This window comes from Vibrio neptunius (assembly GCF_000967495.1).
Taxonomy (GTDB): Bacteria; Pseudomonadota; Gammaproteobacteria; order Enterobacterales; family Vibrionaceae; genus Vibrio; species Vibrio neptunius.
The window spans coordinates 1-1205 of record NZ_JXXU01000078.1 but is presented as its reverse complement, the minus strand read 5'-3'; the positions used below and the strand labels follow the sequence as shown (position 1 = coordinate 1205).

At 46.8% G+C, this 1205-nt stretch carries 1 pseudogene; it reads left to right on the top strand.

Features of this window, described 5'->3' with window-relative positions:
• Positions 1-76 precede the first annotated feature (76 nt).
• Positions 77-1188: pseudogene (locus tag TW84_RS24215) on the top strand (IS3 family transposase).
• Positions 1189-1205 lie beyond the last annotated feature (17 nt).

The following is a 1205-nucleotide window of genomic DNA, read 5'->3' as shown; positions in this document are numbered from 1 at the left end:
TGTAACCCTCCCCAAAAAGTTGGTCATTAGCAATTAGAGTTTTTCCGTTTACACTGAAACAAACGGAGAACGCATGATGAAAAAATCACGCTACACAGAAACGCAAATCGCAAAGATCCTGAAGGAAGTCGAAGCAGGCCGAAAAGTTAACGAAGTCTGTCGTGAATATGGCATCTCTGATGCGACATACTACAACTGGAAGTCCAAGTATGGCGGTATGGAAGCGTCAGATGTTAAACGGCTCAAAGAGCTCGAGGGTGAGAACCGGAGGCTCAAGCAAATGTTTGCCGACCTCAGCCTTGAGCACCGTATCGTTAAAGATATTCTGGAAAAAAAGCTGTAAGGCCAGCGGTTAAGCGCGAGCTTGTCGATTACGCTCGCAAACACTATCAGGTCAGTTTGCGAATGGTCTGCCGCGCAGTTGGCATTAGTGACACAGTTTATCGTTACCGACCAGACCCTCACTGAGATGATGAGGTTGTCGCGAAATTGCAAGAGGCAGCAGAGCGGTACCCTGCATACGGTTTTGGTAAATTATTTAAAGTACTTAGGCGCTGGGGACACCGATGGAATCATAAACGAGTCCATCGAGTGTACTGTTCGCTCAAGCTAAACCTACGGCGCAAGGGCAAAAAGTGCCTACCTAAACGAAATCCAGCGCCACTGGTATGCCCAGAGTCGATAAACCGTTGCTGGTCTATCGACTTCATGAGTGACGCATTGCTCTGTGGCAGGCGCTTTCGTACGTTCAATGTCGTGGACGATTTTAACCGTGAGGTGTTAGCGATTGAAGTGGATTTAAACCTGCCAGCACCACGCGTTATAAGGGTGCTAGATCGCATTATTGCCTGGCGAGGGTTCCCCAGTAAGCTGCGCATGGATAATGGTCCCGAATTTATCTCAACCACTCTGGTTGAGTGGGCTGAAGATAACGCAGTTGAACTGGAGTTTATTCGTCCAGGCAAACCAACAGAGAATTCTTATATAGAGCGATTTAACCGAACTTACCGGACAGAAATACTCAACATGTACGTGTTCAAAACCCTGAGCGAAGTCCGAGATCTGACAGAAAAATGGATGAAGGAATACAACGATGAACGCCCTCATGACTCACTCGATGATCTGACTCCTTGGGAGTATTTAGCAAGACATGAAAGTAGGAATAACTCTAATTTAGAGTGCCACTAAAACAGGGAGGGTTACAA